The sequence below is a fragment of the Flavobacterium sp. H4147 genome (genome assembly GCF_029360735.1).
Taxonomy (GTDB): domain Bacteria; phylum Bacteroidota; class Bacteroidia; order Flavobacteriales; family Flavobacteriaceae; genus Flavobacterium; species Flavobacterium endoglycinae.
In genome coordinates this window covers 342135-368352 of the sequence record NZ_JARKNB010000004.1, presented here as the reverse complement: position 1 = coordinate 368352, position 26218 = coordinate 342135, and the positions used below count along the sequence as shown (strand labels likewise).

General features: G+C 32.9%; 20 protein-coding genes and 8 tRNA genes. 2 read left to right on the top strand and 26 right to left on the bottom strand.

Going from position 1 to position 26218, the window contains the following annotated elements; genetic code table 11:
• Position 1: 1 nt before the first annotated feature.
• The 26 genes from P2W75_RS18990 to P2W75_RS18865 all read right to left on the bottom strand — a co-directional run bounded on the left by P2W75_RS18990 (position 2) and on the right by P2W75_RS18865 (position 24045).
• On the bottom strand, positions 2-571 hold the full coding sequence (locus tag P2W75_RS18990; RefSeq protein ID WP_276381675.1) for a DUF5565 family protein: 570 nt from the start codon (positions 569-571) through the stop codon (positions 2-4).
• Positions 572-728: 157 nt separating this feature from the next.
• Positions 729-801, bottom strand: a tRNA-Leu gene (locus tag P2W75_RS18985).
• A gap of 84 nt (positions 802-885) precedes the next feature.
• Positions 886-957: transfer RNA gene (locus P2W75_RS18980), tRNA-Ile, on the bottom strand.
• A gap of 121 nt (positions 958-1078) precedes the next feature.
• Positions 1079-1151, bottom strand: a tRNA-Asp gene (locus tag P2W75_RS18975).
• A 20-nt stretch (positions 1152-1171) separates the two neighbouring features.
• Positions 1172-1245, bottom strand: a tRNA-Arg gene (locus P2W75_RS18970).
• Positions 1246-2019: 774 nt separating this feature from the next.
• A complete protein-coding gene (locus P2W75_RS18965) occupies positions 2020-7098 on the bottom strand; it encodes a DUF4132 domain-containing protein (RefSeq protein ID WP_276381674.1) in 5079 nt (1692 codons plus the stop codon).
• 86 nt (positions 7099-7184) lie between these two features.
• Positions 7185-7619, bottom strand: coding sequence for a hypothetical protein (locus P2W75_RS18960; RefSeq protein WP_276381673.1), 435 nt, complete (start codon positions 7617-7619; stop codon positions 7185-7187).
• Between the two features lie 519 nt (positions 7620-8138).
• Positions 8139-8212: transfer RNA gene (locus tag P2W75_RS18955), tRNA-Ala, on the bottom strand.
• Between the two features lie 173 nt (positions 8213-8385).
• Positions 8386-8459 (bottom strand) — tRNA-Ser (locus P2W75_RS18950).
• 2 nt (positions 8460-8461) lie between these two features.
• Positions 8462-8531: transfer RNA gene (locus P2W75_RS18945), tRNA-Trp, on the bottom strand.
• Positions 8532-8537: 6 nt separating this feature from the next.
• Positions 8538-9908: an SDR family NAD(P)-dependent oxidoreductase gene (locus P2W75_RS18940; RefSeq protein WP_276381672.1), complete on the bottom strand. Its 1371-nt coding sequence runs from the start codon at positions 9906-9908 to the stop codon at positions 8538-8540.
• A gap of 2 nt (positions 9909-9910) precedes the next feature.
• Complete coding sequence (locus P2W75_RS18935; protein ID WP_276381671.1) at positions 9911-10597, bottom strand: hypothetical protein; 687 nt, start codon at positions 10595-10597, stop codon at positions 9911-9913.
• Between the two features lie 88 nt (positions 10598-10685).
• Positions 10686-11399, bottom strand: a complete 714-nt coding sequence (locus P2W75_RS18930; protein WP_276381670.1) for a DUF434 domain-containing protein — start codon at positions 11397-11399, stop codon at positions 10686-10688.
• Between the two features lie 91 nt (positions 11400-11490).
• Positions 11491-12288 (bottom strand): TatD family hydrolase, encoded by a 798-nt coding sequence (locus tag P2W75_RS18925; RefSeq protein WP_276381669.1) that lies wholly within the window; start codon positions 12286-12288, stop codon positions 11491-11493.
• Positions 12289-12432: 144 nt separating this feature from the next.
• Positions 12433-12759 carry a S24 family peptidase gene (locus P2W75_RS18920; protein ID WP_276381668.1) on the bottom strand — a complete coding sequence of 109 codons (327 nt, stop codon included), beginning with the start codon at positions 12757-12759 and terminating at the stop codon, positions 12433-12435.
• 346 nt (positions 12760-13105) lie between these two features.
• Complete coding sequence (locus P2W75_RS18915) at positions 13106-14005, bottom strand: AAA family ATPase (protein WP_276381667.1); 900 nt, start codon at positions 14003-14005, stop codon at positions 13106-13108.
• Positions 14006-14017: 12 nt separating this feature from the next.
• On the bottom strand, positions 14018-15202 hold the full coding sequence (locus P2W75_RS18910) for a hypothetical protein (RefSeq protein ID WP_276381666.1): 1185 nt from the start codon (positions 15200-15202) through the stop codon (positions 14018-14020).
• 3 nt (positions 15203-15205) lie between these two features.
• Positions 15206-16483 carry a hypothetical protein gene (locus tag P2W75_RS18905; protein ID WP_276381665.1) on the bottom strand — a complete coding sequence of 426 codons (1278 nt, stop codon included), beginning with the start codon at positions 16481-16483 and terminating at the stop codon, positions 15206-15208.
• Positions 16484-16744: 261 nt separating this feature from the next.
• Positions 16745-17761 carry an RNA ligase gene (locus P2W75_RS18900; RefSeq protein WP_276381664.1) on the bottom strand — a complete coding sequence of 339 codons (1017 nt, stop codon included), beginning with the start codon at positions 17759-17761 and terminating at the stop codon, positions 16745-16747.
• Between the two features lie 324 nt (positions 17762-18085).
• A complete protein-coding gene (locus tag P2W75_RS18895) occupies positions 18086-18820 on the bottom strand; it encodes a hypothetical protein (protein ID WP_276381663.1) in 735 nt (244 codons plus the stop codon).
• Between the two features lie 3 nt (positions 18821-18823).
• A complete protein-coding gene (locus tag P2W75_RS18890) occupies positions 18824-19594 on the bottom strand; it encodes a hypothetical protein (protein WP_276381662.1) in 771 nt (256 codons plus the stop codon).
• A gap of 44 nt (positions 19595-19638) precedes the next feature.
• On the bottom strand, positions 19639-20208 hold the full coding sequence (locus P2W75_RS18885; protein WP_276381661.1) for a hypothetical protein: 570 nt from the start codon (positions 20206-20208) through the stop codon (positions 19639-19641).
• 62 nt (positions 20209-20270) lie between these two features.
• Positions 20271-20810: a hypothetical protein gene (locus P2W75_RS18880; RefSeq protein ID WP_276381660.1), complete on the bottom strand. Its 540-nt coding sequence runs from the start codon at positions 20808-20810 to the stop codon at positions 20271-20273.
• 59 nt (positions 20811-20869) lie between these two features.
• Positions 20870-23110 carry a hypothetical protein gene (locus P2W75_RS18875; RefSeq protein ID WP_276381659.1) on the bottom strand — a complete coding sequence of 747 codons (2241 nt, stop codon included), beginning with the start codon at positions 23108-23110 and terminating at the stop codon, positions 20870-20872.
• Positions 23111-23372: 262 nt separating this feature from the next.
• Positions 23373-23492: transfer RNA gene (locus P2W75_RS18870), tRNA-OTHER, on the bottom strand.
• 172 nt (positions 23493-23664) lie between these two features.
• Entirely contained in the window at positions 23665-24045 is a 381-nt protein-coding gene (locus P2W75_RS18865) for a hypothetical protein (protein ID WP_276381658.1), read from the bottom strand.
• Between the two features lie 282 nt (positions 24046-24327).
• Here P2W75_RS18865 and P2W75_RS18860 point away from each other — a divergent pair, with 282 nt between their 5' ends.
• Both P2W75_RS18860 and P2W75_RS18855 read left to right on the top strand, forming a co-directional pair.
• Positions 24328-24951: a hypothetical protein gene (locus P2W75_RS18860; RefSeq protein ID WP_276381657.1), complete on the top strand. Its 624-nt coding sequence runs from the start codon at positions 24328-24330 to the stop codon at positions 24949-24951.
• Between the two features lie 204 nt (positions 24952-25155).
• On the top strand, positions 25156-26193 hold the full coding sequence (locus P2W75_RS18855) for a YafY family protein (protein ID WP_276381656.1): 1038 nt from the start codon (positions 25156-25158) through the stop codon (positions 26191-26193).
• Positions 26194-26218: the final 25 nt, after the last annotated feature.

Below are 26218 nucleotides of genomic sequence, written 5' to 3'. Positions count from 1 at the left end.
TCTACACTGCTTCGAGTTTTAAGCGTTTAATTCCAAAATCTGTTTTTCTTAATTTGCACATTCTTCCATCTGAAATGTGGTGGAAAACAATACCTTCAATATCATTTTCTAATAAGAAGTTTTTCAAATCATCGAAATCAAGATTTACAAAATCAAGGATTTCACTACCATGTTTTACCAAAGTATGTTTCTCAAACTTTTCAGGATTTCCTTGTACTTTGGGTCCGCATAATTCGTAAGTTCCGTCTGTTTTGTTTTCTAAACGGTCGAAAGCTTCGAAGAAATGTTTGTCTTCAGACTTTGATCGGTCGCATTTTAACCAGTGCGGGTGATGTCCTGAAATTGGATCTGCTTCCTGACACGGAATTGCACCATCTGGAATTGTTCTTCCTTTTTTAGCATCGAATCTTTTAAATATTTCGCCACTAATGATAGCTGCTGATGTACCGTCAAATTTTCTGGCTGCAATGGCTTCTCCATTAAAAACCCAATGGTTTTCTATATTGATTTTATTAATTACCCTTCCTAAATCGGCAGGGTTTTTAGCAAATAATGTACTTATCTTTTTCATGTTATTTCTTTGTTTTTTTTGCTGCTAAGGCGATAAGACTCTAAGTTTTTTCTTGTATACTTTTCTATACATTGTCTAACTCTCTCAGATTCGCTAAGCTTTAATTTTTAATTCTTAATTTTTAATTTCTCTCTGCATCTTCGCAAGAAAAATTTTGTACAGAAGGAGAGATTCGAACTCTCAAAAAACTGATCCTAAATCAGCCGTGTTTACCATTTCACCACTCCTGCTTTTTTATTTGCCACAAAGACGCTAAAGCGTCAAGTTTTTTATTCTCTTTGAGTTTTTGTGTCTTTGTGGCAAAATATTTTTTTAATGAGAAACAGGAATCGAACCTGCAGCCTCCCGCATATAAGGCGGACGAACGACCATCGTTCTCTTCTCATTTTTATTTTTAAGGTTCTAAGGAACTAAGATTCTGAGGGTCTGAGTTTTTTTCCTTTTAAACTTTACATCTTTGCCTTAGTACCTTAGCGACTTAGCATATCAGTGCATTTATAAAAAAAGCGGCTCATACGGGAGTCGAACCCGTTTCTCCCGAGAGACAGTCGGGAAGGTTAGCCAGTAACCCCAATGAGCCAGTTCCTTCTAGAGAACGAGTGATTCTGGAAGGATTCGAACCTTCGGCCATCTGCTTAGAAGGCAGACGCTCTATCCAACTGAGCTACAAAATCATTTATTTTTGGGCATAAAAAAAGCACCCGATTAAAGGTGCTTCAAGATTTATAAGATATACCTATCCTATTGTCCATATTCATGCACCTGTATTATGTTACATCCAAAATCTAGTCTTGATTGTAGTAGTCTTTCACTGTATATTTTTAAATCAAAATTCATTTTATATGCTGTATTATATTTTGAAATCGTTTTTATCTGGAAATCTTTGTTCTGATTTTCTTCGGCAAAGATAAAGTCGAAAAAATCAATTATCCAAATTATTTTTAAAATTATTTTACTGATTATCAATTAGTTACATCTTAAGTAAATAGATAGAAATTCCTGTCCGCATACTGGTGCAGATTCCTTAATCGTATCAAATGACTGTCTCTCATTGGATTACTTCTTAAGATTGTATTTCACTATTTTGACTACTCATTAAACATTTGTTGCAATAATTTTTTAAATAATTTTTGATAAAAGTGTTTTTACTCATTTTTTGTTTTGCTTTTTACTGTCCTAAACAAAAAAAAGCGCCTTGAAATCAAGACGCTTTTTATATTTTATGATGAGTTTGACTCTAAATTTTACATTTCGATTTCATAAAAATACATATTGCATCCTGATACTTCAGCCGGAAGTGATCCTGCTAAGTGGTCAAAATATTTTGCTATTGAAAGTGTCATATGTATTTCTCTGTTTTTTAATTACGGGACAAATGTAATATTTTATTTCTTAATTTAACATTTTACGACAAAAATGTTAAAATTAATATTTCTAATACTTAACTATTAAGCATATGTCTTATCAATTTGCCCCAAAATAGTCGGATCTTGAATTTCATCATCTTTAGCAAACAATAAAACTTTAGACATTACCTCAGCCGACTTCGGATCATCATCTGCGAACGGAAGAAACAAACGTCCTCTGTGTTGCGAATGAATTGGCAGCACCGATAAATATTTACCGGGAAGCTGATGCACAACCGCACTTCCTAAATGTACGCTGTAATCCGCCAGTTTTCCTTTTATGATGGCATGGTTTTCTTTGATTTCAACATTTTTTTTGACTTTAAACAATCGCAATGTTTCTCTCAATAAAACGCCTCTCATTTCGATTGAAGAATGACTTGCTTCTGGATCTACGCCACCTACATGAGCAATGCTCACCACTAGATCAATATCGCGCATTACTTCTGAGAAAATCCTCGGATTGATATCTTCAAAAGCAATGTTTTTATAATCTTTTAAAGAATGAAATTCGATGGTTTCTAAAGTCGGACTCTCCACGTCTGCTGGGGAAAACCAATCGGCCATGGCATACATTTTTACCTGATAACCTTCTTTATGGAAAACTTTCTGCAATCCTTCTTCGTAATCTACTTTCCAGCCTCTTGTTTTCAATAAAGCTAAAGTTTGATTCGGTTGCACTTGATGTCCAGCATAACGTCTTGAAATTGATTTCTCTTTCAATTCGTCTGGCGTTGGCACATACAATTCTCTGAAAACTTGTTTAAACGGCTGTTGCAATTTATTATCAAAACAATATTTCTGATAATCGACCCAAACATTATTTTTATGCAAATCAAAACAGTGCGCGATTCTAAAAGTCTGTTTTTCGTTTAACGAAATCATTTCGCCTAAACCAGTCACTAAACTTCCATCGACATAAAAACCTATTTTATCGTTATTAGAAATAAAAACTAATTTCTCCAGATGTTTCGAAATAATGGGATGTTCAAAAAGATTCTGCATTTCTGCGAATAAAAACTCATCGCCGCGAATCATACTTTCTTCTAAACCTTTTCTAGAACGTGTCCATTGCTCTCGCATGGTTTTTCTGTAGTTTGTTAATTCCAGAATTCCTTTGTCTTTTTTGTATTTCGGCGGAATCGATTTTAATTCTTTTCCTGCTTTGTACGTAACCAAATCGGCTTTTCCTTCCTTATTAATTACCAAACTAATCGTTACATCATCTAAAACCACTTCGGTTTCTTTTGATAAAATATTTTGAACTTGCTTCGTTTCCATTGCCCAAGTCAAACGAATTGGATCTGGATATCCTGCATTTCTTGCTAAGTTTTCTAAAGCCACACGAATCGCCAAAGATTCGCTCGCCTGTTTCATCGAACCGAATTCTTTACTTTCTTTTTTAAACTGTTGTAAATATTCATAACGCGACAAAATATCTTTTTCTAGACTCGCTTTACTTAACGGAACCAATCCATAAACTCTTAAATAATCTTGATCACGTTTGTCTTTTACTTTGGCTGTAACTTCTCTAATTTTCAAATCTCCTGTAATCGTATCCGCGTATAACCTAGCACGTCTGTGGCCGTTTCCGTCTGTTACGTATTTCGCAGATTCGTACAAAAGTTCCCATTTTGCTTTTCCTAATTTTTTGTAAGCCGATGTAAACCAATCTTTATCGACAGCGCCATCTTTAAAATCTTGCAAATCTAAAGTTGAAAATCTTGCTGCTTCACTTTCTAATTCTGAATTGGTAGCACTGTAAGAAGCTGTTTTGGTATGCGCATGAAACCACCAGATTCCTTCATCCAGCCCGTTCCAATCCAAATAACTGCTGATAAATTTTTGCCATTGTGGCGCATAAATCGCAGTTTGAATCAATCTTTCTTCAGAGATTTTAGCTTTTTTAATTAAAGCATTAAAACTTTCCTGAGTGTCGGTCGCAACTGGATAACATCTTTTCAATAAGAAACTAAATAATTTCTGTTTTGTTAAATCGGTATAACTCCACGAGTAGATATAACCTTTATACAAACTTGCTTTTCCAAGTGCTGTAATCAATTCAACCAAACGGTTTGCTCCAAAAATCTTCTGGAAACTCTGTACTAAATGCGTAACCGAAGTATTAGAATCTCCTCTTTTTACCTCAACATCCAAAAACGTTTCTCTGATTTTATCAATCATCGGAACTAAGAACGGAAACTTCTTAATTAACTCCTCGCTTCCAAAATGTCTGTAATGTTTGGTCTCGCTGGTTAAAACAGAAATTCTTTCGCTTTCTAAAATCCCTTCGTACAATTCGCCTTCAGTAATTAATTTTTGTTCGAACGCCACGCAATACAAATGAATAGGTGGTTTCGTAAACGATATATTTTTTTCTAAACCGTTTAATTGTCTCCATCTGTACAGATTCCAAACTTTAGCATTTTGTTCTTCTGTTAAATCAAGTAAGCCAATTTTATTCAAATAAATATCGAAGAATCCTTGATTCTGCCAACCGTTTCCATTGTTATTGTTGTAATAATAATATTCATTTTTACCAGGCACATATTCGAAATCTTTTACAGATTCTGGAAGATCTGCATACAAAGTACTGCAAGCATCAATTAAGAAATCGGCTTTTTCTTCAAAAACATATTTCAATTGTAAGGCATTCAGAATGTTCAAAATAGCATTGTCCCAATCGTAACCTCTTTTGTTTGGATGAGGCAGTAATTCTTTAAAGTAAAAAACATACTTTTCTAGAAAGTCTCTCCAAATTTTTCGATCGCAATTGCTTATCATTGTCATCAAAAACAAATCTCTATTGGCAAGACCCGATTTTGTAAACCATTCTTCCCAAAGTTCATACAACGGATAATTGGTTGCCACTACTTCTGAGTTCTTTTCGTCTTTTAGTTTTTTTAACGGTCCAAAAGAATTTCCCAATAAAACAGTCGATTTACTATTATCGTAATTCTCGATTTCGTATTCGTAATTTCTGTTTTCTTCAAACAATTTATAAAGTTTCGCAATTTCTGCTTTAATATGCGACATCGATTTGGAGAAACCGTATTGATGTTCTTTTATCGCTTTTATATACAGAGAATCTGACTTTGTTTTTGGAAGCTCATAAGCCGAAATTTCGTTTGGCGTAAAAAATCCGTAACCGTTTTCGACGCTTAAAAGATCTTGCTTTTTTGAAGGTTCTAACTGCTCTATAAATTTGGTTTCTTTCTCTGTAATTTTTGGTCTTTCCAGATACTCTTTTACCCAATCGTTAACCTTATCTGTCAGTTTATTGTTTTTCTGAAGTTGCAACATAACGTCCAACATTGACATACGCTGTTCTAAATCGCCTTTTTCTACGGTCTGATCCACAAAATTGATTACTTTTTGATCTTCTTGTTTGATTAAAATTGCGGTTAAATTTTTCTTTAAATGAGAATTTTTACGCTTAAACAATTCCTGAAAAATTGTCAATTCTTCTTCTGTTAAACTCAAATTATTTAAGACACAAATTGCCGAAGCAACAAGAGATTCTCCCCTATCTTTTAAAATTCGTAATGCAAAATTTCTTTGGAATTCAGAAGGAGTCTTCATTCCTTGTAAAGTATTCTCCTTTAGACTATAATACGAATAATGATAAAAACTACCCAATAAATTTCTGGTCAGTTTCTCTCTTAAGTTGATCGAGAAACCTTCAAAATGCTGTAAAACCGCTTCTAATCTTTCGTTATTATCACCAACCAAATTGATGGCTGCAGCATAAAGCGTATCTCTTTCGAATTTTACATTCAGCCACGAAAATACTTTTCCTTCAAAAGTTTTTTCTTTGTCGGTGATACTTTGTGCCAGATTGTAAACTTTATCAAAGAAGTTCGGATAATCCGCATTTTCAATATAGAATTTCGATTTGGTATTCGCTTCCAACAAAGCATTCATTCTTGGAACTGCAAAGGCTAAAACCTGTAAATTTTCATCTTCTAAAGCTTTAAAATAAAGTGGCATTTCGATATAAGGATCGTTCGTTTCTCCAGCAAATTTTAATGCCAAAGATTTCTTCTCCACAGAACCTTTTTCTAATAATTCATGCAGATACGGAACTGTTTTTTCTACATCCAAAACACCTTGAACCCAAAGTGCCATATAGACTTCGTTGTTGTTTTTGCTTTTTACGCCAGTCGGAATCGTTTCTGGTTTTGAAAAATAACCCGAAGCCAGCTCTATAATTGTACGAACCGTAGTTTCTTTTTCTGATACCCAACCTAACCCTGTCCACGTGTCGATTGCTCGTACAACCGATGAAAAACGAGTCAGTTTATTATCGATCAAAACTTTAATCATGTATTGCAAAGCGCCGATACTCGTTTCGTCTAAAGCTTCTAGAATTGTCTGGCGCAAACCTTCCTGACGCTGAGCCGCCAAAAGCAGTTTTTCTACCAATTCCCAGTTTTCTTGTTTTTCGCTGTTTAAAAGCGTTTTGATGATATTTCTAGATACTTTTCCGTGTGTATCTTTATTGAAAATAATGTCTTCAAACAATTGGTAAAGTCCTTCTTTTCCAGCATCCAATGCCGAAGACCAAACCATGAATTTATTCATCGAATTTGAAATCTCAGTATCATAGCGAACTTCATCTTCAATACTTAAATTGTAGTAAAAAGTACTGCTGTCCTGATAATTGTATTTGTAAGGTCCGTTTAGCAAAGAACGCAGAAAATTGATCTGATTGACTAACAAATATTTCTTATGATTTGGTGCTCTAAAAGCTCTACGCGCATAACCCGTTTGATACATTTTTTGAGGCAGTCTGTTCCAAGCTTCTTTTACGTATGAAGCGTTTTCTTCACCAAAAAAGTAAAGCAGTAAATCATAGTAATTTTTTTCGTCCCAGATATTCTCTTTTACCAAAGTCGCAAACTTTTCGGTTTCTTTAGATCCTAGCGAAATATAATTACTGTAATAATTGTCCTGAAGTTTCAAAAGTTCCAGACCAAACTCCGCCACCTCTTTTTTTAGTTTTGATCCAGAAAATAATTTCGTAACCAGATTGCTGTTTACTATTTCTTCCAGTTCTTTTTTAAATCTCTTAATTGGATTTTCAATTACTTTACTTTTTAAAAGATCTTCTATCGTCATGGATAATATTTTAGATTTTTAGATTTGAATTGACATTGCAATTGATTTTTAATATTGCCATTTCAATTTTTAATTTTTAATTGATTTTACCAGTAGCTTCCCGCCAAGAAAGTAAGTCTGATAAAAGTGATGGAATTGTTTTTGGATAAATCAATTTCCTCATTTAAAGTTTCCAATTGATCTTCTCCGTAGAATACAGCATATAAACCGTCTTCAAAAGCTTGAATGGCATTTTCCTGCGCTTTCGCCAAATCTACTTGGTTGTGATTGTACAGCGCGCCAAAACCTACTTTTCCGTTATCGGTCAGAATGGGCAAATAATTTTCTTTTGGAAGATGGATTTTGTCTTCGTCTTCAAACTCAAATGAAGAAGATTCGAAAAGTTCAACTTGATTTTTTACAATTAATTCTAAGAAAGTACGAACAGTAATGATTGAAGTGGTATTATCTAAACTGATGTTTTTTTCCTGAAGAAGGGGATGTTTTTTCCCTAATTGTTTAATTGATATGCTTATATTCATTTTTTACTGGCTTTTATTTGAAACGTGTAAAATAATAAATTATAAAATATGCACATGCAAAAATGACATATTTTAAGTGTTAAAAAAAGTATTTTAACAGACTTCTAATAAAATTACCAATTGATAAAAAAAAATACCCCGCAAATTGGTATTTGCAGGGTTTCACTTTTTATTGGTAGAAAAACGAGTTTAATTTATTTAGCTACGCTGATTTTTTCCAAAGTTACTTTAGCACCTCCGGTTCCAGGCTTCGAAAAGAATTAGGCTTTGGGATTTTAAATCTTCAATGGTCATTTTTAAAATTATTATGTATTTTTAAATAATGCAAATATAGAAGATAAAAGTATTGATAAACCGAAGTTCTTTTCAAAAATAACGCTTTTGATAAAGTAAGAAAAAGAATATATTTACGGTTTGCAAAAAACAACAAAAACGGTTTTCTACCAAACCATCTTGTATTTTACGGATTGCTGTTTTTATTAAAAATTTTAAATACCTTTTGAACCTTTAGAAAAAAAGTATGGTGTACGGGACTCGAACCCGCAGCCTCTTACTTGCATAGTAAGTGTTCTTCCAAGTTGAACTAACACCATATTTATTTATTTTTGGATTTATCACCATCCTGATAGTTATCAAGAGTAAGAGTTTTTTTGTGTTCCTTCAAAAATGAAATGAAACAATTAGGTATAATTCTTTGCGTAACCTTAGTGATCTTCGGTTAAATCACTTTACAAGTTTTTACAAAAAAACATAGAAATTTTTAAAAAAAGGTGTGCCTGGACTCGAACCCGCATCCTCCAGTTTAGCAAACTGACGCTCTTCCAATTGAGCTAACACCTTAGTAGGATAGTTGGGACTCGAACCCAAAACTTTTCCTTTGGTGGGAATGTTTTTCCAATTAAACTACTACCCAAATTTTTACCAGTCTGAGACTTTATAATTTTTTAGCAGAACGCCAAATATACTGCTTCCTTTGATTCCCTGCACTATTGGATCTAAAATTCTGCTCGCGCCGTCTACAGAATCCAATGGCGGAATATAACCTTCTTCAAATTGTTTCTTTCGAAGACTTTCTTTGGCTCCAGTCGAAATCCAACCGACATCGACACTGGTCATATAAATGGAATCTTCTGCAAATTCTTTCGCCGAAGTAAGTGTCATCATATTCAAAGCCGCTTTTGTCATATTGGTATGCGGATGAAAAATGGTTTTATTGGTATAACTAAAAATCCCTTCAGACGATGTTACATTTACGATAAATCGTTCGTTAAATTCAGAATTCAAAAACAATGGTTTGAGTTCTTTAATTAAAAAATAAGGTGTAATCTGATTGATCAAATTCACCTCAACCAATTCGTACATACTAATTTCTTCCAAAGTCGAATTCCAGCTTGTTTTCTCACGATTATCAACCGGCTGCCCGAAACGTGAAAGTGCTATTTCTGTTTTTTCTTCAAATCCATATTCAAGCGCTTTTACTTCGGCAGCGACTGGAGTTTTATTGGCAATTAATTTTGAATTTGCTGAAAATCCAATTAAAAGATTTTCTTCTTTTTGAATCAAAGGCGTGTAATATTCATCTGGATATTTAATAGTCTGTGCGGCATTGTTTATCAAAATATCCAAAGTATCAAATTTGGATTTATAAAACGATACAAATTCATTTATGGCGTTTAAATTTCGTAAGTCAAGACCGTAAATTATCAGATTGTCTTTCCATTTTTCGAAATCTTCTTCTTGTTTGAATTGTTCTAAAGCAAGTGCCGGAAAACGGGTTGTAAGGACAACATTGGCATTATTATGCAAAAGCTTTAACGCGGTTGCAAAACCTACTTTTACACGTCCGCCAGTTAGGATTACATTTCGTCCTGACAGATCTATATTTTGAAAACGCTTTTCATAATTTTCTTCGGCACATTCTGGGCAGAGTCTCGTGTAAAAACTATGCGCCAGTTTATACGATTTATTGCAGGCATAACAGTTTTTAGGCAGATGCAATTCAGTAAATTGCTGTTCGTCTGGATTTTCCTTTTCGGCAAATAAGGTTTCTCCGTTTAAAGCTTTTGAAACCAAAGTCGCATTTAGACTTACCTGAAGATCTTCTTCTTTTTTTGAAAAATAACTAACACTGCGCAGATTCTTTTTGGCATTTTTATGAATCTTGGTAATCAGTCCCGCAAACAAATCATTATCGGGATTTTCAAACGGATTGTCTTTTAGAGTCTGCAAAACTTTTATACAAGTTTCCCATTCTTCGTTTGTAAAACTATGTTTATTGTTTGTTTCCATTTTTATTCTTCTAAAAAGTCTTCTAAAAATCCTATGAACTGTTTTCCATCGGAAGTCCATCGTAGTCCTTGTCCGTTTTCTACTCGAATTTCGTATACGAGATTGTGTTTGTAATGGTAGAAAATATTCCACCACGTTTTATGACTGATGATGTACTGAATGAGGTTTTCTACCTTTTCTTTTTTCTGGATTGTATTTCCTTTTATTTCTCCGAAAATACTGTTTTTATTTCTTCCCACGTGTTTTTCCCAAGCTCTGGCTGCTATCGAAATTTCTTTATTATAAGGCTGAAAACAACTTTCTAAAAGAATTTCTTTTGCAGGCGGAATTCCGTTTTCATCACGCACACTCGCAGGAGTTAAACGCTGTCCTAAAATAAGTAAAATACTTTCGAAAGGTGTTTTTTCGAATGCTTGAATTAAACTGGTTTGAAACTCATTTGATTCATTTTCAAAATTTTCCAGCGCATTTTTAAAATAGGAAACGGCATCTTGCAATGAAACGATAATTTCATCTTTAAAATATGGCAGTCTCGAAATTTCTGTTTTTTGATTGTGAAATGAAATCAGGTTTTTAGAAAAAAGACACAGATTTTCGTCTGTTAAAAACCGAGCATACCTTTCTTTCCAGCTTTTATTCAAAAGAGGAGTTACTGCTTTTATTTCATTAAAAAGAAGATTTGAATTCATTTTTTGTGTTAATCAAATGTCCCGATGGGACATAATACCTTGCCTATCATTTTTTTTTACCAACGAAATGTCCCCAACGGGACATATTCTACAAATCTATTACCGTTTCTTTTGCATCTATTTGTGCCAAAACATATTTCATTAAATTGAAATTAGCAGAAGCGTTATCCAGAATCCAAGCATCAGAAGTTATGGCAATATAATCACTTTCAGCAATTACCTTATCAGGATTGTTTACTAATTGTACTTCCCAATTTAAGTTATTATTCAGAGCGACTTCTTCTATCATCTGTTTTAACTTCCCGCTGTTTGAAACGGGTTTATCAAATAACCAGACTGCTTTTTTAATTTTTTCATTTCTGAAAAAACCGGTTATAATTTCAATCGCCTGCGAAGTCTGATTTACTTTTTTATATGTTCCGTAAACACTCGACAAATCGCGGATAAAACCGTCTTGTCCTTTAAAAACATAAGCATTCGACAACGTACTTTCGAGTAAAATCAAAGCATTAAATCCGTCGATACAAATTTCTTTTCCTTCCAAATCCTGGCTTTGGATTTCTTTTGATTTTCGGTTTTTGATTTGCTGCTCAGAAGCGCTCATGCCACGAACGGCTTGCTGCTGACGTGCATTTAAGCGATAATGGTTTCCAACTAAAGTCAAAGTCGATTTTTCGCCGTAACCTCTGCTCAAAAAATAATGCATATCGGTTACAGCTTCTTTCAGTTTGGACTGCATTTTTGCCGTTCCGAATAAAGCGTCGTCGCTGGCTTCTTTTCCTCGGTTTTTAAGATTGGTCATGATCTTGCAAATGTATAATATGTCACCCCGATGGGGCTCTATTCACATAATCTTATAATTTCTATAAATATTTCATCCCTATGGGATTCTTTTAAATCCCAAAAAAGCTTTTGGCATTTTTAGTTGTTTCTGTCGCCACTTTGTCCAAAGCAATTCCTTTAAACTGCGCAATTGTTCCTGCTACATAAGGCAGAAAAGACGGTTCGCATCGTCGTTCGTGGTATTTTTTTAAAAGGCTGTTCGGAACGTTTTTAGGAAGCATAAATGGCGCATCGGTTTCAATCATCATTCGGTCGAGCGGTACGTACTGAATGACTTCTTTTAAATGGCTGAAACGTTTGGTATCTGAAATGGCTCCTGTAAAACCGAGATAAAATCCGTTATCAAGATAGGTTTTGGCTTCTTGCAGACTTCCTGTGAAACAATGTACAACGCCTTTTGGAAGTTTCGGCAGATACTCTTTTGTGATGTTCATAAAAGAAGTAAAAGCAGCTCTTTCGTGCAAAAACAAAGGTTTCTGAACTTCAATCGCCAATTCCAGCTGGGCTTTGTAACATTCTTCTTGTTTGTTTCTTGGGGAAAAATCACGATCGAAATCGAGTCCACATTCTCCAACGGAAATTACGTGTTTTTGTTGTAATAGATTTTTTAATTTCGAAATGCTCTGTGCATCAAAACTCTTCGCATCATGCGGGTGAATTCCTGCCGTTGAATATAATACGCCTGGATATTGTCGGGCAATTTTAGCCGATTCTTCACTATTTCGTACACTTGTGCCGGTTAATATCATTTGCGATACGTCGGCATCAATTGCGTCTTGTACAACATCGTCTATGTCGTTTTGGAATTGTTTGTTGGTTAGGTTGATTCCTATGTCTATATATGTCATTTTTTTTAAAGTTACAAAGGCTCAAAGGGACAGAGTGACAAAGGTTTCTTCTCTTTGAGTCTTTAATTTTTTCTTATTTAAATTTTACAGAAGTTTCAAAAGTCTTTCCTCTTGCTTCTTGCTTCTATCCCACTCTCTCATTCTCTATTCTCTCTTCCCGTAAATAATCTGGTTTTTAAATTCTGCTTCGATCACTTTTCCGTAGATAATTTTGGTCCAGCCATTTTCGAATCCGTGGTTATTGGCGATTAGGAAACCTTTGCTTTTATCGGTTTTTATGATTTTGTGGGCGTCAATATATCGGCCTTTTACTTTACAGAAGACGATATCGCCTATTTGATAATCGTCGCTTTTTTCGAAAGTCAGCAGACTTCCATTTTTTAGAATCGGGAGCATTGAATCTCCAAACGCTTTCATCTTTCCATTTCCGACTGCTTCTAATTCTGTTTTCAGTCGCTCATATTTATTCATTTCTTAAGTTGCTAAGGCTCAAAGAGGCAGAGGTTCAGAGGTTTTCTCCTCTTTGTGCTTTTTATTTATTATTTTTATTTTGCCACTAAGGCGCTGCGTTTTTTTGCCGTAGATTAACAATGATTTCAATCTTAGTGAAACAAACTTTACACTTAATAAAAACCCAACTATTTTCCCTTGCTAAACTACCGCGGCTTATTGGCTGCGCAGGAAGGATTTGAACCCTCGTCTTTTGGATGTTTTAATTTCTTTATCTTAGAACGCACTGCTGCAGTGCGTCTCTACAATTGATGCGTTAAAAAAACCTTTGCCGCTTTGTTGCTCTGTCCCTTTGTTCCTTTCAAAATCAAAAATCTCCGTAATACACTTGGAAACAAGGAAGTTTTAAATCATTTCTCCAAGTATCAACAACTTGGTTTCTATCATCTAATACAAATTCTACGAAATATTTATCTTTTATAAATTCGTTATAGATTTCTGTTTTGATGATGGAATCTTTTCGGCTGTCTTTTGTTTTACGCATGATTAAATCATCGTATTCAATTTCATGTTTTTGAAGGAATCGCAAGGTGGGTTCTTTGTATCGGTCTTCTCTTCCAGAAACCAGTAATATTTCATATCCTAATTTCTTATAGTTTCTCAATACGTTTGCAACTGGATTGTTGATTTCGTCTTCATCACATTTGCTGGCATCAAAAGGGTTTCTTCCGTTCATTAAGGCAAGAGTTCCGTCAAGATCACAGATAATTGCTTTTGGCAAATCTGGATTTTGATCACAGTATTCCAAGTTTTTTTCGATCTTTTTTACAGGTTTGAAATCAAATTTTTCTTTGGTTTTCTTCAATTCGTAATACATCTTTTCGATTACCTTTCTTGGCACTTTTCGGTCTCTTTTATCATTTCTGGTAAAAAGTTCTTCCAATGGTAAATCAAACATTTTGAATTCAATATTTGCCATTTCAGAAAATTCGATTACAGGTTGTTTCAGATATTCTGCTTTAGCATTACAAGTATCCAAAATTACATTCCATCCATTTGAAAGCAGGGTTTTAATCTGCACGTTGATAATTTTAGAAATCATACTTTCAACAGATGGATCCATTACTTCCTGAAATTGAGAAAACCTGATTTCATCACGACTAATTCGCATGGTTTTGGCTTCAGTTCTCACTTTCCATTCGGCAAACGTACTTTTTCCTGATGCCGGGCATCCGACTAATATCGTTAATGTTGGTGTCTTTTTCATTTTATAATCGTGTTATAATCTTGGATCTAATGTTTTTTCTATTTCTTCATTGTTGATTCTTTTCAAAAGAAGCAGACGTATTAAATAATTTTCATCTCCTAAATCTTTATACGGAATCTGAAGCATCTTCTGATTGATTTCCCAGCCGTTTATAGACTGTTCTAATTTTCTTTTTACGTTTCTTTTATCTAAATAATAATCGAAATCCTGATGGAAATTCACTCCATAAATCATCGTCAGGTAATTGTTGTTTCTGACTTTAAAACAGGGTGGCAAACCTTTAATGTAATTCTGAACCGGTTTTATCATGATTCCTTCTTCGTTTGCTTTGGTCAGTTTTTCAAAAAAGGCATAAATTTCTTTTAGCTTTTCTTCTCTGTTTGAAGCATTAATTTCTAAATGCAAAAACGGATCGTTGTTTATCAATTCGTAAGTCAAATTGCTGTTTGGCAATATTTCTTCACCAGAAATTTTTACTTCTTTTAAGATTGTAAAAGGTTTAAAATAGATTTCGCCTTCAATTCCAAAGGTATCGATCTGATTTTTAAATACATTCAATGATTCTTGCTGTTTCTCTAAATCCGGAATTTTTATCGCCTGCAAAGCATCATACTGACGTATAATGTGCGTTTTATGTTTCGCAGCAAATTCTTTTCTAGAAAGCTTCTCTTTATCTGAAACATAAGTTGTAAACGCTTCGTCATTTTTGACCTTGATTATTTTTTCGATCAATCCAGATTCTTTCAAGTACAAATTTTGCGTCTGTAAAGCGTCGTAATAACCTGTGAATTCTTTTTCGATTAATCCTCCTCCAAGCACTTTCCAAGGCAATAATTCAGAAGCAATTAAAAGGGTTTCGAATTCTGGGAAATCTACGAGCATTTTAGCATGTAAATTTCTCAGACTTTCTATTGCCTGCTCTGTATCGATATGATCCATTTTGAAACCATTTCGGGAAACAAAGTACGTTTCTTCAATATTTCTCTTCAAATAAATGGTACAGTAAGATCCCATGTATTTCTTTTGAACTACAAATTCGGTCACACCATTTTCCATATAATAATGAATCGCTGTTTCGATACTCTCTATTTCGTTTTTTGCTTTGTATTTTGGTGCTGGCGAAATGGTTGGCGAAAAATCATTGATTTTGTTTTTACAAAACCAGTCTATTCTATTTCTTACTCTAAAGTCTAACATTTTCTACTTTTTTTGAATGATTACCGCACTTGTCGGATAAACTCCTTTTACACAATCTCCCACTCCGTGAAATTCTTTAGGATTTGGAAAAATTTCATTTATAAGCGATACGAACTCTGCATTTGATAATTCGAAATCATGATCGTCATGTCTAAATTCTTCTGTCAATTCATAATTTACATTAAAGTCTTTGTCTGGCGTTGTAACAAAAAGTTTGGTAAATTTTGTATTGTCTCTTATCCAAATCAAGATGTTTTTTGCTTCTTCCAATGAGTTATGTTCAATTACTTCACTTAAAACAATCTGACCTTCAAAGTCTTTTATTTCTTCTAAGCTTTCTACCCAGATTAGATTTTCTGTTCTTTCTGATTCCTGAATTTTATCGGCAATATGTTTAAAATCAACTTCGTCGTAAGCATAATATTCCTCTCTAAATCCTTTTTTATGAAGCTGTTTGTAGTATTGCAATTCGCCACAGCCAAAGTCTAAGACAGATTCTTCAAAATTGATTCTACTGCAAATAAATTCTTTTCTAGACTGATGTGTATCTGTAAATACAAACTGAACTTCATTATTAAAATAGGCTTCTAACTGAGGTTTAAATTTCTCAAACTGACTTGGAGAACGCATAATTCTTTTTATAAAAAGGTAAAATACGAAATACGGAATTCCAGTAAGATTGGTAAACATTGTGATATGTTTCTGAATGAAATGATCATCGATAAAAGTGTACACCGCATATTTGTTTGTAAAATGCGAAAACAATGATACCAACGAGAATTTCTGCATCGCTTCTCTTACTGTAGCGCCTTCGATTTTTAGTTCGAAATTGTTTCCTATTTTATTGACAAGTATAATTCCGTCAATATATTTTGATAACAGATATTTTCCGTTTTTGTACCAGTTTGAATCAATAAAAAATGTAGGAACTTCTATTGTACATTTCTCTGTATCTACTGCTTCGTAATTTTTCTCTAACCACGGAATCACAGTTGCTGCCAAAGTGTTGTTTTCTTTATACAGATGATTAAAAAACTCGCTCATTATGTTTAATGCCAATAACGGACTGCAATGACTCTGAAAATCGATTTGATTTCCTTCTTCAGGCAGATAACTGTGTTTACCATCTAAAAACAGACAGTGATATTCGTTTTCGGCTATTACATTTCCAATTAAAATTCCGTTTTTCAACTCCTTCAAATAAAGTCCCTGATCTGTATTGGGGTTTTTATGAAGGATGTCCAAAAAGCATTTATTATCTGATTTTATTTTTATAATCATGGCGTTTATTTTTCTGTGACAAATATAGCTTTGTCACTGCGCAGTAATTCTGCGCAGTTTAAAATTATTTTTTTAGCTGTTGACTTAAATTGAATACAATTTAATTTTAACACATAGAAACATAGATTTTTTTACGTCTAAAAAAGATACTAAAAGAAACCGGTTTCCTCACATGGCTATGTGTATTTAAATTAGTGAAAAGTCTTTTTAAATCTTTATAAGACTCTGTTTCTATGTGTTGAAAAATTACACCCAAGAGATTTATTCTTCTTCTTTATTAAAAGGTTTTTCAAATTTTGGCCGAATTTTTTTCCAGATTATTTCTGAATAATCTCTTTCGTCAAGCATTGAAAATAACACTTTGGGATGTTTACAAGTTTGAAAATAAAAAGAGGTTTCCTTACGGGATTCCAGAATTTTAAAATCTAATTTACATTGATCTTCGATTGCTTTAAATTCATTTTCTAAATCGGCTTTTGTTTGCTTTACCCAGTTGAAAAATTCATCTGGAACTTGTTCTAAAATTTCATCAAATGGCTGATTGTTTTTCAGATATTCCCAAATATTTAAATTGGAAATCTGAGTAATAATTCGATGCAAACGAAGATATTCTTCAAATTTAATTTTTACCCGAAAATGATTGGCAAACTTAACCACAAATCCTTCTTTATTATTTTGATTTAAAGCTGATAAAGCATGAATATCTTTGATTCCATCAAACTTTTGAACTATTGGAAATCCAATATCTTCAAGTTCAAATTCTTCGCCAGATTTTGTATCGATAACGGCCAGTAAAACCAATTCTTCTGATGCTCCGTAATCTAAAACGATTCGGTTTTCTGGGTAGATAATTTCAAATAAATAGGTTTTGGTTTTATCCAATAATGACCAGGTATTTTTATATTTTCCGTGCAGCATTTCATTTGCTTTATCTGACTGCTCGCTAGAAAATGAACCACGGCGTGCCATAAAAGGTTTATCGTTGATCCAATACAAAATGCCAAGCGAACCGTCCATTTTATCGTATACTTCAAAAGAAGTGTCTGGAAGGATTTCATTTTTCATTTCACCCAAATTGAAAAACTTAGGAAAAGGTCTTGCCACAACATTTCCCTCAGCATCTAGAATAAGTCCGCGGCAGGTTATTGTAATTTCATTCCACACTCTTTCAAATTGAGCCGTTTGAGTGTAGTTATAAATATACAAATCATGTTCAGGATGTTTGTTTACCTTGACATAATTCTGCGAAATCATCTCTTTTAATAATGTTGTATTCATGAGTTCTAATCTTTGAACAAAGATTCAAAAGTTACTGCGCAGAGATTTTGCGTAGTAGTTTTAAAAATTAATATCTATCATTCCTACAGAATTTTATTTTGTGGCCGATTATTTTCCAACGGATTAAAATCCGTTGCTACAAAATAAATCGTTTCTACGAAACTTTCACATGGTTAGTTGGTTCATTAAAAGATATATAACTTTAAAAAATTCCGTAGGAATGCTAAATGTTGTAGCAACGGATTTTAATCCGTTGAAAAAAAGACGTTTTCAGAATTGAGTTCCGTAGGAACGACGCATATAAAAAGATGAATCTAAATTTTTCTATTTTTCAAAAACATCATTTTCATCTTCATATTTATATTCGGATTTATTTTTCATTTTAAGACTTCTGTCTTTGAGAATCGTAATGAAATTGGAGAAGCATTTTTGTAAATTTTCAAAATTGGAATTTTCTTCTCTTAATAGATATTTTTTTAAATCTGGAAATGCATTTGCAATTTCATTTTTGGTGTACAATTCTTTTTCTTCATGAAGCGAAATTGCTTGTCCTAACTGAAATGCAATTGATTTTAGAATATTTAAATGATTCGTATTTTTCCCGAAAGAAGTAATTTGATTTAAATCTATTTTTTCTAACGCCTGAATCTTTTCGTCTAAATTTCCTTTTAAAGCATTTTTAATTAAAATCCTGTGTTCGGTTTTGCTTAAAAACGACAAGATCATACGTGTACTTCTTAAAAATTTCAAATCAATATCTCTAACCAAAAGTTTTGTTATCTGATTTTCGAATTTCTGATTATGATTTTTATAGGTGCAGAATAATGCATTATTCAATTCGTCTGTTGTGCCTTTGTAAACCTCAACTAAATGACCATTTTTTTGCACTGCAAGATTAGCGTTGATTTCTTTTTCAGGAAAAAATGGAATAATCGATTGGCTGAGTTCTTTAGACAGTGAAAGTTTTTCTAGTATCGTTTCGGGCATTTTTTCAATAAAGAAAACCAAATCGAGATCCAGAGAATTTTCAGAACCGAATATTTGATAGATTGGTTTCATTTTTTAAAACTTTTCATTTAACATATCAATACATTCATTTTTACAAGTCAGAAATCCATCAGCCGATTTAAATTCCCCGAAATTGTGTATTAACAACAACCAATGATTAATGTGGTTTTGCAATATTATTTTATCACTTTCTACAAGCACTTTTCGATAAATAAATGGTTCCAAATCTGGGAAATGGCTTATGAGTTTTTTCTTCGTATATATTTCAATATCATTCTCAATTAAAGCAATATTTTGTCCGACATAAAAAGCAATAATTTTCCAAATATCAATATCATTTGTATTCTTTTGATTGAATTGAGAAATCGAAGTAAAATCTATTTTATTAAGCGCTTCTAGTTTTAAATTAAAATCATGAATTCCTTTTAAAATTGGACGAATCTGAGTTCGATATTCAGTTCTTGTCAGCATTGTCAAAACGGTACGGACAGCTTTGTAAATAGCCAATGTTTTATTTCTGATATGTTTTTCTTTTATTAATAATTCGTGTTTTTGTTGATGCAAAAAATATGTTTCAAACAGTGCATTGTTAAGTGAATCAATCCATGATTTGGTAAAAATAGTATCTAATATTTTTCCGTTTTCTATTACCGCCAAAGTTGCATTCCAATTAAGATCATATTCTTTCAAAAGTGCCAATACTGTATTTTTTCTGTCTTCCTGCTTTTCAGGCATTTCTTCTTTTGAAATAACAATAATTACGTCTTCGTCTGTAGAATCATCAGAACCATAGAAGTAATAGGGATATGGAAAATTGGTTTTCATTTCTTATTAATTATTTATTTTCTAACACATTTATTTTTAGATTTTTATTCCAATTTAAATCGACCATTATTTTCTTTTTGTCTTAACAAAATCTCATGAATTCTTCTAACTTCAGCTATTATTGGCTTTATTTCATATTCCACATTGAGCATTTTAAAAATCTGCTTATCATAAAAATAAGCTCTAAAAAATGTTCTATCATCATCTACGTAAGTTATTGGCCCGACGTATTTTTTCATCACTTTGTATATTCTATTTTTTCTTAAAAAATCATCTAATTTCTCATCAAAATGTTCCATAAGATTTCGCATATCTCTATTTTTTAAAATACTTGAATCACTAATATGATAAACCTCTCTTAGTTTTTCTCCTCGTCTTTTATGATATGCATCACTGCTTGGAGGCCAAAAAAATCGAGAAATTCCTCCCACATTTAGAATAATATTTTGAAGTAAATCTAGAATTGCATTATCGTTTTTGCAATCATGATTTCCGTTTTTCCAAAATTTGTTTAATGACTCAACATCATTCAAAATTGAACGTGTTTTATTAAATAAAGATTCAACGTAGAAATCTTCATTAAAAGGATGGATTTCAAATTCTGAATTTCTCATATCTATTGATTTGTTTTTTCAAAGATTCAAACATATCTGCGCAGTTATTCTGTGTAGATGTATTAAAATCTTAAAAGTTCATTTTTTAAATATTCTTTCAAATTATTTCCAAACATAATAATATCAGCACCCCAAGCAGAAATAACGGGAGAAAGATATTTATCTTCAAAAACCACCAAAACGCGATGATTATGCATTGGAATATATCCTACGATTTTTGAAATATCAAAACCCGCTTCTGTAAGAACCAATTCTGCTGTCGATTTATTTTCATTAATTTCGTCTATAATCCATCGTGATTTTTCGTAATCCTCCGGATACTCATAAAAAAGGTTTTCTCTACCATATTCAATATCTGTTTCGTCTTCAGGGTTAATTGAAATCAAATGTGTGTCTATATTAGAAAAAATCAATAGCATTTCTTTGTATTCCCAAGGAAAATCAAATCCAAACAACGTTTGCAATTCATCAATTTTCTTTCTACTTATTCCTTTTAAAAATTTAGCATTTGATTGTACTTGAAATCCCCAAACATCATCTCTGATTTTTATTCTTTTAAACTTTTTTTCAGCTTTGTATTTGATATCTTTAATTGTCAACATATTCCTGTTTTTAAGGTAAAAAACCACGAAATCAACGAAATGAATCCGTGGTCTTAAATTTAATCTATTAACAATTGCGTCACCACCGCTGGGTTCATCGCCCATTGCGCTGTGTATACTTCATCAGCGATTTCATTTTCGGTAATGGTTAAACCTTGAGCTTCTGCTTTTAGCTGTAATAAATTACCAATATTCAATTTGCTGTTCAATTTTGCCAATAGTGCCTGAACTCCTTTAAAATCCAAACCTCCTACAATCTGACCTCCGAAAGTCATCTCTAACCAAACGATTTCTCTTTTGGCTACATCCAACACTCCAAAAGCCAAACCTTTGGCAACACTTTGCGTCACACGAACCTGATGGTCTACACACGACGGATCGTACGCAACACCCGTTTTCTCCGAAATTTTCATCGGATATTTGCTGTTCATCCAACCAACAACTAGATTTGGCGTAATACTTCCGTTGCTGTACGCATTACAAGTAAAAGTTACAAATTTTGCCTTAGCTTTCGCCAATTCGTCGATGTTGATATTGATGTATTCAGCAGTTCCAATTTTATTTGGAATACTTCTGATATCACCACTATGCTGACAACCCGTAGTTGTTAATCGGCTGAAAGAACAAATATCTGAACGGTCTTCATAAGCAATATGACAGCTTAAATCCATATCTAAATGCTGCGCTGGCAAGTCTTTACCCCATTGCATAAACAATCGCACTTCGTTTCCCTCAACTGGGAAACGTGTTCCCATTAAAGCAACTAGCAAATCTTGAATGGTCTCGCTTCGGTCTCCAATAGAAACCGGTATATTAAACAATTGCGGATCGATATATATTGTTTTATTTGAATTTGAAACCGACGCAAATCGTTTTTTCATTGCCAGAATTGTCAAGTCTTCGATTTGATTTTTCATTGTTTCCAACTGATTATCATCGTACAACTTCAACAATGGGTTTGATCCCACACGTTTGTTCGTTCCACCCAAAGGTTTCACACTTCTCTGCATGTTCACATCAAAATAATTTTGCGCATACATGTTTAAGGTAAACACCAATCTCGCTGGAACTTTATCGATAACTTCTTCGAAATGAGCGATTGTTTCATCGGCTCCAAACCAAAGCATATTCGAAAATAATGAACGAGCAAACAAACCTGGACGTTGTTTCAATAATCCAAATGTTTTATCGGCATCAAATTTCAGTCTTGACGAATTCACTTTGCTTTGCCAAACATCGTAGACTTGGTTGTAGAATACATCTAGTAAAAAATTCAATTTATCAAATCCTTTTCTTTTGCTGTATTCTGCCAAACGCAACGCTCGGATAAAACGAACCCACATTCCTCTTTTTGGATGCATGATTTCGCACATTACTTCGACATCCAACTCCATATTATTTAACCAATTGGCAACCATTAAACATTCTTTTCGAGAATATTTTAGTTTCAAATCTTTTTTAGATGCAATTCTAGCCTGCGCACTTGTATCCAAAGAATAATGAAAGTGCTGATTGTTTTTAGCAACTCTTTTGATAATCGTTTTTGGTTCGATAATCTGCAGCATTCCAGTATTTTTATACCATAAATAACGTAAGATATCGGTTGGCGTTTTCAAAAACTGAGAACCCAAATCTTCATTACCATTTTCAATCAAAAGATCGATCACCAGCATTAAAGTTTCCTTCATGGCAATTTCAGTTTTTGGCAAAGACAAATATTTCATCGCCATTTTTAAACTATCTACCTGAGTAGCGTCTAAAGCTGTTTTTGACTGCAATAACGAGATATAAAAATCCTCTAAATCTTTTTCATTCCATAATTCAAGGACTTTTAATTTACTTCCTTGACCTGTGTTTTCCAGTTTACCAAATTCAAACGGAGTACCGCAGAAAGGACAACCGTTATATCTTTCTAATGGAAAAGTGTTATCTGGAATTGTATGTCCGCATTGTAAAGTCGTTCCGTTTTTTGTTTGGAAAACATTTCCGAAAAAAGTAATGATCTGATCGATAACAGATTCATTTGTTGGCACATTCCATTCTTTCACCAATGGCGTCCAGTTTTTATCTGTTCCTAAAACTTCTCTCAGCACTTCTAAAACCTCGATTTTATAATTAGGGCTGACATTATTTAAAGCGCGCAGTAACGTTTCAGAAAAAGTATATCCTAATTTTGTAACATTGGCTGCAAAAACTGATGTTGTTCCTGATAAATTTTGGTTATCATTCACGATCATTTCTGATGGAATGAAAATAGCGTTCTGACGTAAACTGATTTTTAATAATTCTTTTGTTTTCATTTTTTTTAATTTTTAAAATTTAGATAATTGTGCTTCTGAGTTCTACCTAAAAGATTTTGAAATAAGAAGCACTTGACCTTAAATTGGAGTGTAATGAATTAGCTGTTTTCAAATTAACTGTTTGGTGGGTTATCCCCGAGAAGTAAGCTAATTTTGACCCTCGTTTTTTATTAATGATAATTTTAAAACTTATAACCGGAAACTCCCAATGAGGGAGTTAGGAATCGAACCTAAGAAGTAAGTTTCAATTGACCATTAATAGTGAAGCAGATGGGATTCGAACCCACGACCTTTGGATCCCAATTGAAGTAAGTTTTAATTGACCTTTAAGATAATTCCAAAACTAATATTCCAATGCTCTATCCAACTGAGCTACTGCTTCCTGAAAATTGAATGAAGCGGTAATGGTATAAGTATAAATCGTTGAAAGGTTTCTAGAAGTAACTTAAACTTGACCTGCTTTTTTCAATTTTTTATTTCTATGAACGTTTGTTTTTATTTCTTGAACAAAGATTTCTAAACTAGTGCGCAATTATTTTGCGTAGTTAGAAATATTATAATTTTAATTCTTCATAATGATCATTCACCTTTTCTTTAATTATCACTTTATCATTATTAAACTCAATACAACAATCTGTCCAACAATCTGAAAATTCAGTTGCAACTTCATGTCCATTTATACATAATTTATTCATACCATCTAATCCTGAACTTCCACAACAACCCTGAAATCTAATTGTATCATGATGATCTTTTAAATTATAATTATCTATTGGAACAATAATTGATTTTTTGAAAGATGATTCTTGAGTTCGAATAAAAAAATGATTTTCTGGCATTATATCTAGATCATATTCCCAAATTGAATGTGACTCAATTAACTCATTTGTCAATTCAATTTCGCATTCTTTACAGAAAATTTTAATCGTCTTCATAATTGTTTCATTTTTACAGGACAAAGATTTTAAAACCACTACGCAATTATTTTGCGCAGTAAAAAAAGAATTTTAAATTTGAGTAAAACATTTATTTGGCAACAGCTTATAAGTCCCAGCGGGACGGCATATTTATAGCTATTTTATGATTGTTAGCAAAGAGCCCTAGCGGGGTGAAATATTTTTCATAAAGTGTCGCTCCGCTGGAGCTTTACGATTTGGTCTTATAAATTGGTTATAAATATTTCGTTTCTCCGAAGCTCTATTCAAACACCTATTAATATGATTTTAAAAAAAATCTACACCGATTTACTTCTAAACATTGGCTTTTCAGAAAATGAAATTCAGCAAAACTGGCTTGATTTAGAAAAAGCATATTCCAAGAAATCAAGACATTATCATAATCTGACACATTTAAAAGAAATGATTGAGAGTTTTGAAATATATCGTGATCGACTTCAAAATCCAGACGAAATATTATTTGCTATTTTTTATCATGATGTTGTGTACTCGGCTTCAAAAAAAGATAATGAATTAAAAAGTGCTGAATTTGCTTTGTCGATTTTAAATGAAAAACACCATTTAAATAAACAATTCGTTTTTAATGCCATCTGTGCAACACAGCTTCATGCACATAATTCAAATGAAGATATTAATTGGTTAATTGATTTCGATTTGAAAATCCTTGCCAAAGACTGGGAAGATTATAAAATCTATTTTGAACAAATACGAAAAGAATACCGCATTTATCCTGATTTTCTCTATAAACCTGGGCGTGCAAAAGCATTGAAACATTTTCTCGAATATGAATTTATTTTTCAAACGGAGGAATTCAGAGGTTTATATGAAGAGAAAGCGAGACGAAATATTGAAAAAGAAATAAGTTATTTAGAAAGAAAAAAATAATTCTCGCAAAGTCGCGAAGTCGCAAAGTTTTTTTTGTTTCACGCGGATTCTACAGATTAGAGCAGATCTAAAAAGATTTTTATTTTTTCAAATAATCTGCTGAATCTGCCTAAATCATTTTTAATCTGCGTGGAACAAATCTTAATAATCATTGAATTAAAAAACCTTTGCGACTTCGCGACTTTGCGAGGAAACACACACAGTATGTCACAAAACAAAAACGCCTTAATCCGCTATAAAACAATCGACAAATGTCTGCAAAATAAGTACAGACAATGGACACTTGAAGATTTAATCGAATGTTGTTCTCAGGCCTTAGAAGAATATGAGGGACGCAAAATTCCAATTAGTAAACGAACCATTCAAATGGATATTCAGATGATGCGAAGCGAAAAATTGGGATACAATGCTCCAATTGTAGTTTACGATAAAAAGTATTATAAATATGAAGACGAAGATTTTTCGATAACGGATATTCCGCTGACGGAAACCGACATGAATGTTTTAACCGAAACCGTTTCCATGTTGAAGCAGTTCAAAGATTTCTCTCTTTTTAACGATGTATCGGATATTTTACAACGATTAGAAGATAAAATCTACGCCGAAAAATCGCATACCAAACCCGTTATTTATTTGGATAAAAACGAAAAATTAAAAGGACTTCATTATCTGGACGAAATTTATCAGGCGATTATCAAAAAAATGGTTCTGATTATTACTTATAAATCTTTTAAATCGAGAGAAGAAACGAAATTCCATTTTCATCCTTTTATATTAAAGGAATTCAACAATCGCTGGTTTTTGATTGGGAAAAAAAAAGCATCACAGCCCATTACCAATTTAGCTTTGGACAGAATCGTTTCTATAGATTACGATTTTAACCTTCCTTATATAGAAGAAGATTTTGATGCTGACATTTATTATAAAGATGTAATTGGCGTTACGGTCAATTCGGGTTTAAAAGCTAGACGTATTGAATTATGGGTCGATGCTTCGAATGCGCCTTATGTGCTTACTAAACCTTTACATACTTCTCAGCGCATAATTAAGCAAAATGAAGACGGAAGTGTTATTATACATATATATGTAATACCAAATTATGAAATGGAACGTCTACTATTAGGTTTCGGAAGCTGTTTGGAGATTTTAAGGCCAGAAGGTCTGAGAAATCGTATGAAAAAGATACTTCAGGACGCTATTTCTCGCTATGATTCAGAAGAACCAACTGAAATAAATACATAATTTTTTACAGAATACAGAATTAAAT